At 58.6% G+C, this 8,570-nt stretch carries 6 protein-coding genes; 1 reads left to right on the top strand and 5 read right to left on the bottom strand.

Annotation, left to right across the window (positions count from 1 at the left end; all coding sequences use genetic code 11):
• Nucleotides 1-401: IS66 family transposase (locus tag C4S70_RS17735; protein WP_146064262.1), on the top strand; the 401-nt coding region annotated here is incomplete at its 5' end.
• A gap of 234 nt (nt 402-635) precedes the next feature.
• On the opposite strand, the gene C4S70_RS17730 is transcribed toward C4S70_RS17735, so the two are convergent.
• The 5 genes from C4S70_RS17730 to C4S70_RS17710 form a co-directional block, all read right to left on the bottom strand.
• Complete coding sequence (locus tag C4S70_RS17730; protein ID WP_104009426.1) at nt 636-2,369, bottom strand: UvrD-helicase domain-containing protein; 1,734 nt, start codon at nt 2,367-2,369, stop codon at nt 636-638.
• Between the two features lie 3 nt (nt 2,370-2,372).
• Nucleotides 2,373-4,292, bottom strand: coding sequence for an ATP-dependent nuclease (locus C4S70_RS17725; RefSeq protein ID WP_200822811.1), 1,920 nt, complete (start codon nt 4,290-4,292; stop codon nt 2,373-2,375).
• A gap of 109 nt (nt 4,293-4,401) precedes the next feature.
• Nucleotides 4,402-5,877, bottom strand: a complete 1,476-nt coding sequence (locus tag C4S70_RS17720; protein ID WP_104009425.1) for a type I restriction-modification system subunit M — start codon at nt 5,875-5,877, stop codon at nt 4,402-4,404.
• Nucleotides 5,874-7,805, bottom strand: coding sequence for a DUF262 domain-containing protein (locus C4S70_RS17715; protein WP_104009424.1), 1,932 nt, complete (start codon nt 7,803-7,805; stop codon nt 5,874-5,876). Before C4S70_RS17715 ends, C4S70_RS17720 begins: the two co-directional genes overlap by 4 nt.
• The gene (locus tag C4S70_RS17710) at nt 7,795-8,460 is read right to left on the bottom strand and encodes a restriction endonuclease subunit S (protein WP_146064261.1); all 666 of its coding nucleotides are present in this window, start codon (nt 8,458-8,460) and stop codon (nt 7,795-7,797) included. The genes C4S70_RS17715 and C4S70_RS17710 overlap by 11 nt, the downstream gene beginning before the upstream one ends.
• Nucleotides 8,461-8,570: the final 110 nt, after the last annotated feature.

Raw genomic sequence — 8,570 nt, 5'->3', positions numbered from 1 at the left:
AAGAAAGGTCAAAGCCGGTCATCGGCGACTTCGAGACCTGGCTTACCACCCACCGCGCCCGCGTTTCTGCCAAATCCCCGCTCGGCGAGGCCCTCAAATACATCGCCAAATACTGGGACGGGCTGACCCTGTTCCTGAACGACGGCCGCATCGAGATCGATTCAAACACCGTCGAACGCACCATCCGCCCCATAGCTCTAAACCGGAAAAACGCCCTCTTCGCCGGTCACGATGCCGGCGCCCAGAACTGGGCGACGCTGGCGTCGCTGATCGAAACCTGCAAACTCAACACCGTCAATCCCCACACCTGGCTGACCGGCACCCTCACCGCCATCATCAATGGCCATAAGCAATCCCGGATCGAAGAACTCCTGCCCTGGAACTACGCAAATCCAGTGTGACCAGCGCACCGCTTACTCATGACCTCAGGCCACCCCACAAATTACACCACCTTGACGGACGTGACCAGCCATCGCTGATCCTCCAATTTGCGGGACAGATCTATCCCAGTTGGTGGACCACTTTCAGGGGGCTATTCCAGGCTAGGCTGACGGCAACTCGCCTGCCCAAGACGGCTTTCCGTATGTGGCGTCGAATCAGCGGCGAAACGAATTTTACGCGCCTTGAAATGTGTTTCAGGCGTCCAACAGCGGCTTGGCATTCTGTGGGCGCACCAACAGCACGAAATTCCGCGCCCGAGTAATACCGACGCGCAATAGCCGCCGAGACGGGGCGTATTGGGGCGCTTCGTGCTTAAGGAAGAAGGGGCTAGAGTAAAGGCCCTCTATCAGTATCACTCCATCAAACTCCTTACCCTTGGATTTGTGAATAGTCATGAGCACGACGCCCTTGGGATCACGCTCAAGACCCATCAGCCTTTCCTGGTCGAGAACACTGCGTACTATCCGAGCGGCGCCTTCGTAGGTCGCACGTTCAATCCAGCGCCCAGCCAGGGCCGTCGCGAGAGTATCGGAGGCGCGAAACAGCCTCACCATCCGCGCGTCTTGAAAGATAGCCTTCAGATCATCATGCGCTTGGAACGCGGTTCTCACCGCCTTCCAGTCTCGAACCGGATCGCCCGCAAGGGCGGGAATGGCCGTCAACGTCTCTTCCAAGGTACGCGGTGAGCCTTTCGTTGGCGCCTTCCCTTCCGCGATTTTGGCTCTCGCTTTCCCAAATCGCGCCGCCTTCGTGCCTGCTGTCTGTGCGCCGCGCCCACCATAGCGTTCGCAGAAATCCTTTTTGATCAGGAAGTACTCCTCGATCTTGGTGTGCATGGCCTCCCTTGCAGCAGGGGTTTTCAGAGAGACGAATTCCAGAGCGGATGCCATGGCGACACCTGCCGATGCCGACAATTCCTGATCCCAGACAATCTCATGAGGGATTGGTCTCAGGTCTTTTCCATTGTAGCTGTGCGAGACTTCGAGAATATCCGAAATTTCTGCGACCAGATCATTACTCCTGGCCAAGACCGCGACGGTTGGATCTTCAATCCCGCGTTTGCGCAGCGTGCCAAGCGTCACTGCCACAGCAAAGTGAACCGTCGCCGCGAATTGGTTCCGGTATTCATATTTGAGTGCCTTCACGTCCTCGCTCTTGGGCAGCGGACCTTTTCCGCTGAGCACGCAATCCGCAACGGCGAGAATATCGCTGTCGCCGCTACGGAAATTGTCGTCGCGCAGATCGAATTCGCACAGCGCGATAGTGTCTTTTAAGATGTCCAGCCTGTTCGCCCGCACGCCGGGCCGGAACGAGCCTTCAAATATTCGCTGCTCGGAATCAGCAAGAAACAGGGTTTGCGTCACTTTGCTTAGCTGCTGGACGAAACGCCATTGATCGTCATCTGAATCCTGAAATTCATCAAGGATCACCAGCGGGAAGAGCCTTCCCATCCAGGAACGCAGATGCGAACTCCGCTCCAGGAGCTCTGCGGTTGCGGCTGCAAAGAGATCGAAGCAGACAACACCTTCTTCTCTCAAGAGACGCCGGCTTTCTTCCGTCCAATCCCCTTCGAATTGCGTGCGCCGCGTGCCCTCTTCGGACGGGGCCATCATTTTCAAAGGCTGTCCACCTAGCAAGCGCCCATGGCTATGCAGGATATCCCAGCAGAAAGAATGATAGGTGCGCACATCGATGCGCTTCATTTCTTCTTTGCTGAGGATTTCGCGGCAGCGCTTGAGGATTTGTTGCACGGCGGCGCGCGAAAAGCTCAAGAACAAGATGCTTTGACCGGGCGCGAGCGTGTCCAGAATCCCCTTGCTCTTGAGCAGGGCGAGCGTCGTCTTGCCTGATCCCGGCCCACCAATGACCAGCGCGTGCCCCTGTTCATCTATGACCGATTGACGTTTTTCGCAGATCGTAAAGGCCATGACCTAAAGAATGTCTGCGATGTCAATATCAAGCGGATCGGGGTCGTCCGGCCCGTCTTCGCCGTCGCCTGCGTCGTCTCCCGCATCGCCGTCTGTATCGGCCAGCTTGGGGAGGGCCATGTCGGCGGCGACCGTCTCCAGAAAGCTCTTGACCGTCTCGGGCATCTCATCCAGCGTCTCGCATTGTTCGATTAGCATGGCCGCGAAGCCCGAGCCCTTTTTGGCTTTAAGGACTTCCTTGGACAGCGCGATCACGTCGTCATCGCTTTCGCCGCCTTTCAGATACCCCTTATCGGTTGGGTAGTCGGGATGCTCCTTGGCCTGATCCAAAAACCGCCGATGGACCGCAGGCGGCACTTCGGCGGCAAGCAAGTCTTCCGTGCCCTTATACGCGCTCTCGAAGTTGTAGTGGTAAGTGTCCAGCTTCTCGCTCTGATCTTCGGTCCAGGCATTCTCGGGCATATCGTGGAAGGCAAAGGTCGTCTTTTTCAATGCCCCGAAGAACGGCCCCCATTTCGGAACCTGGGACTGCGAACCTGCATCAAAAACGCTCACCCCGATCAAGTCCAGGGGCACGTAGGTGTTTGATTTATCGAGGGCTTCATACATGTAGCTTGCGGCCGCCAGCATTTTCGCTTCGGTGTCGCCTTCTGCAACGATTACACCACGCGCCAGGATCGCTTCAGCCAACTGCCTGCGATTGGTGCGCAACGAACTGTGCCTGATGACACCCGCCGGAATGCAATCCGATGACAATACCCCTTCCCTGCGCGAAATGGCCCGCACATTTGTCATGTCGAACTCCTCGATTACATAGGGCGAGTGCGATGTGATGATTGCCTGTCCCATATTCTTGAGCAGATACTTGGTGATTCGGCGCTGCGCATGAGGCGGCAAGGCGATCTCAGGTTCTTCCATGGCGAAGATGATCGCGCGGTTGCCGCGCAAATCCGCGATATGGGTCAGCAGGGCAAAGACCAGCGCGTTCACCGCGCCCGTTCCGAGGCGATTGAACGGCACGGTATGGTTGCTGTCCTGGCTCTTCAGGAAGAGCCGGACCACCTCCCGCAGATTTTCCCGCGTCAGGTCGGAGGCATAGAAACCCGTCGCATCCTTGTCGGCAGACAGACCGACGAAACGCGCCATGCGATTCTTGATCTGCGTCTGAATTTCCTCGAGTTGTGGAATGTCACCAATTGGTGGATCGAGGTCGCGCAGTTGCCTCAGGGTGCTTTCCCACATCGACTCTTTCCCGGTATCTCCGAGACGCAGTATGGTATCGAGCAGTGATCCGCGCTCTAGGCTAAGTGCGCGGCGTCCGGTTCGTAGTGTCCGCAAATAGATAAATCCGCACTGGATTTTCCATTCGCGCGGGAATCCGAGAAGGCCCGCAAAGGGCTTGCCATAGTGTTCATCCTCTTCGCCCAACTCTTTGACAGGGTGAGCGAAATACGTCGTTCCCACAAAATCGTCTTCCTTGCGGTCATAATAGCCGATGAAGGTCAGTGGCAGGGCGCGAACGACATCTTCGCCATCGGCGTCCTCGGGCTCCGCGCCATTTTCGTCAACAAATTCGCCTTTGACTTTGCTCCACGGGCGTGTCTTTGAAAACAGCTTGTTCTCCATCTCCTCAGGAAGATTGAGCAGAACAACGTCGATTCTGATGTAGACTGGGTTGCCGTCTTCATCGAGATAACGACCGGCATGAAAATCGTGTTCATTGACAATCGGGCGCCTATAGCTTCGCTCGGGCCCAAGGACCAGCTCTAAAGCGTCACAAATCGTAGACTTCCCAGCGTTGTTCCCGCCGACAAGAAGTGTATGACCCTCAAACTCCACAACACCTTTGCGCACGCCTCGGAAGTTCTCAATTTCAAGTCGCCTGACAGTCAGAGGTTGAACGGGTTCCGGCTCGTCTAACATTGAAGTTCCCTTTTATGCTCTGCATTCAATCTCATCGGGTGACCAAGAAATTCGCCCCACATTGGCGGCAGGTGGCAAAAATCGGTACAAATTGCACCCCGTTGCAACGCTACCCCTGCAACTCGGCCAGCACCTCGCGGAAGTTGCCGAGACCGGCCTCCAGGCTGTCAATGATCTCCTCGGCCAGGTCGTCGGGTTCGGGCAGGTTCTCCAGGTCCGTCAGGCTCTTGTCCTTCAGCCAGAAGACGTCGAGGCTCGCCTTGTCCCGCGCCACAAGTTCTTCGTAGGTAAACCGCCGCCAGCGGCCCTCGGGGTTCTCCGCTGACCAGGTTTCCTCCCGCTCGTGCGGGTTCAAAGGGTTGTAGCACCGGATGAATTCGCCCAGGTGCTCGTAGGTCATCGGCTTCTTCTTCAGCGTGTGGTGCACGTTGGTGCGGTAGTCGTAGAACCACACCTCCTTTGTCTGCGCCTCAGGGCTGGCCGGGCGGTTGTCGAAGAAGAGCACGTTCGCCTTCACCCCCTGGGCGTAGAAAATGCCCGTCGGCAGGCGCAGGATCGTGTGCAGGTCGGTCGAGGCCAGCAGCTTTCGCCGCACCACCTCGCCCGCGCCGCCCTCGAACAGCACGTTGTCGGGCACCACCACCGCCGCCCGGCCCGTGGTCTTCAGCATCGCGCGGATGTGCTGCACGAAGTTCAGCTGCTTGTTCGAGGTCGCGGCCCAGAAATCCTGCCGGTTGTAGGTCAGCTCCTCGCTTTCCTGCTCGCCCTCCTCGTTGGTGAAGGTCATGGAGCTCTTGCGGCCGAAGGGCGGGTTGGCAAGCACGTAGTCGAAAGTGCGCGGCGGCGGGGCGATCAGCGCATCGGCCGGGGAGATCGGACTTTCCCCCTCCATCTCGCCGATCCCGTGCAAGAGCATGTTCATCAGGCAGAGACGCCGGGTGTTGGCGACGATCTCGTTGCCGAAGAACGTCTCGTGCTTCAGGAACTCCTTCTGCGCGCGGTCAAGCTGGTATTCGCGCGTCAGGAAGTCATAGGCCGCGAGGAAGAAGCCGCCGGTTCCGCAGGCCGGGTCGGCGATGGTCTTGCCCGGCTCGGGGCGGACGCATTCCACCATCGCCCGGATCAGCGCGCGGGGGGTGAAATATTGCCCCGCGCCCGACTTTGTGTCCTCGGCGTTCTTCTCCAGCAGCCCCTCGTAGATGTCGCCCTTCACATCGGCGCCCATCATCACCCAGTCGGCGCCGTCGATCATCTCGATCAGGCGTGCCAGCTTGGCCGGGTCCTGGATCTTGTTCTGCGCCTTGGCGAAGACCTGCCCCAGCATGCCCGGCCGAGTGCCCAGCCCGCGCAAGACCTCGATGTAATGCGCCTCAAGCTCGGCGCCCTTCAGCTTTTTCAGGCTCTGCCAGTTCAGCTCATCCGGAATGCCCACGTCGCGCCGGTAGGGCGGGCGGGCGTATTCGTCGGCCATCTTGAGGAAGATGAGGTAGGTGAGCTGCTCGAGGTAATCGCCATAGCCCACCCCGTCGTCGCGGAGCATGGTGCAGAAGCTCCAGACGCGAGAGATGATGGGGGCGGTGTTCATTCGCTTTCCTCCTGGCTCGACCGCCCGGCGGTAGGCAGAGGCGGCCAAATCTTCAGTGCCATCTCAGCCAGCGCCTTGCCTCTTTCGATTATGTCTTTCTCAAACCACGCGTCACGCTTTTGGAACCACTTGTTCAAAAACAGCCCGGTGTGTTCGGCGAATTTCTCGCGCTTCTCCAAGAAACCCTTGTTGCCGGAAGATATGTTGAGCCCCCCGGTCAGCAGGGTCAGATTTCCCAACGTGTCCAGCAACGTATTTCGCTCTTCTGCGCGTGGGTCGCCTGACCATCGCTCTGCAAAATCGCCGTCTTCAAACGGCCAGTCTTCGTTCCATGAACGGGGCAGAACGTGCTCGACCCAAAGTCCTGAAGGCATCTCGATTTCTTCTGCGAATTTCGATCTGCTCGCGAGCTCAAGCTCCCAGAGCACATCCTTTATCCTTGTGCCTGGAGCCAGCGAGTAGGCTGGGAGATTAATCACTCCCCTCTTGAATTCCTCGTCATTAGGAAAGCGGGTGCTGTCGCCGGTCAGGGCAGCGAAATATGCGGAGAAGGTCGAAAGCGACGCGCCTTCCTGTGCAAACTCGTGGGACAGAGCCTGGAACACCCTGTTGAGGTTCTTCGCGGTCAGCCCGCTCAACGCGCGTCGCACAACATAAGAGTAGAGCAGTCGATACAGCTGGCGTTTCTCTTCAACGTCGATCCCCGAGCGGGCGATTTGCATCGCCACGGGATAGGCCGTCGTGACCTGCCAGGCTGCAAGCTTCTGCCCCAGCCAATGCAGATCGTCGTCTTCCTTCTTTCGACCCTCTAGCGTCTCGTAGAGGGGAGCGTAGTCCTGAAGGACCTCCAACTCGTCCTCGACGCTTGGAAAACGGGGGCGACCTTTCGGAACAGCGAAGGCTCGATACTCCGCATAAAGCTCCCGCATAGAAATCTTCTGTCCCGTCTCGGCCGCCAGCACATGAGCAAGGAAGTGGTCGATGCGCGGGCGCCTTGGGCGGGCGAAAGGCGCAGGCTCGCGCCACCAGGTATGGTCGAAAGGGTCCCAGAGCTTGTGATACAGCTCGTCGACCTCGGCGTTTTCCTTTTCGGCGCGGTGGAAGATGTTGTTCCGCACCAGGTCCATCGCCAGGAGAGGTTGGCCCTTCGAGTTCAGCGTCTCGAAGATCACCTGGGCATCGTCCCCTTCGCCCAATGTGATGACCACGAGCTTCATCCGGTTGAGAAGCGCGGTCAGCAGGGCTTCGAGCCGCTGTTCGAGAGCTTCCCGGGTGTCCGTTTCGTCGGTGATCGCTTCAGCCGAGGTTTCTTCCTCTTCATCCCCGAAGTCGTAGTCGGTCGGCCCATACTGCGCGAAATGATCGATCTTCTGATAGAAAAGCTCGTAGGCGCGCAGCGCCCGGTGCTGGGTGTTTTTGGGAACACGTCCTCCCCAGTAGTGCTTGGCGTAGTCGCGCCGCACTTCGTCATGGGTTTTCTCAATGATGTCGTGGAAAACCTCGCGATCCGACGGCGTTGGCGTCACTTTGAACCGGGTCAGCTTGTCGGTGTCCTTCGATTTCAGCTTGTTGAACAGGTAGTCCTGCACATGCTCGATGATATCCGGGCAGTCGTGCTTGCGGGCCACCTCCCGGAGCGCGGCGAGGAAAAGTTGAAACGTGGTGAGCCGCTGCTGCCCATCGACGACCTGAACCCGAGGCGTGACGCCGATTTGCGCAGCCTCGCCGATGGGTGACAGGATCAGCGCCCCCATGTAGTGCTGAAACTTGCTTTCCCCTTCCAGAACTTCGACGGCCTTGGCCTCGACGTCTTCCCAGAAGGGTTCCAGCCGCGCGTCATCCCACTGGTACTTGCGCTGATAGAGCGGCACCATGAACCGGCGCCCTTCGGCCAGGATTTCCTCAACGGCGTGATCGTCAGCTTGCATGGGTCTTTCTCCGGGTCTTTTGGGGGGCCGCCGCGGCTCGGGCGCGGAGGCGGGCGAGGAGGGTGGTGGCGGGCTCGTCGGCCGGGTCCTGGGGGACGAGGCGGCCGGAGAAGGCGCGCTTCAGGATCGCCTGGCGCAGGGCCTCGGCGCGGGCAAGGGCGGCGTCGATCTCCGAGCCAAGCGCATCGGCGCGGGAGAGGCGCTCCTCCAGGATGCGGACGATCTCTTCAACCTCCGCAAGCGACGGGAGAGGCACGGGAAACCGAGAAAGGACGGTTTTATTGATAGAGGCCAGATTGGTGGTCTGCTTGCCGAATTCCTCGAAATAGGCCTGCCCGGCGCTGTTGCCCCAATAAGAAATGAACTTCGACCAGGCTTCTGACGGGCGATGCGGACTCGCACGAAACACATGGTTCTGAGTAATACAAACCTTTGGGGCGCCGGGCCAAATCCAGCCGCGCCCGAGTTTGTCTCGGTCGCCGCCTTCATTGAAGAGCACGTCATTCTCTCGCAAACGCAACTGTGCAAGTTGCGAGCGCTCTATCTTCATGGTTTTTAGTACTGAAAGATCCAGATGTCCGCGCTGCACATTGGCAACCCGCAAATACGGCACCTCAATCGGATTCGCGTGCTTGCGAGCTTTGCTAACCGACATTCCCGAACCGATCTTGGTGAAGTGGTCCCAGAAAATCGGACAGCGAGCTAAGGTGTATCCCAAACCTATTGGAGGGATACGAGATGGCGAAACGCCGGAAGTTCACAGAT

Origin of the sequence: Jhaorihella thermophila (assembly GCF_900108275.1) — a bacterium.
GTDB lineage: Bacteria > Pseudomonadota > Alphaproteobacteria > Rhodobacterales > Rhodobacteraceae > Jhaorihella > Jhaorihella thermophila.
Note: the sequence above shows the minus strand (reverse complement) of the source record. Positions and strands in the feature narration are given on the sequence as shown.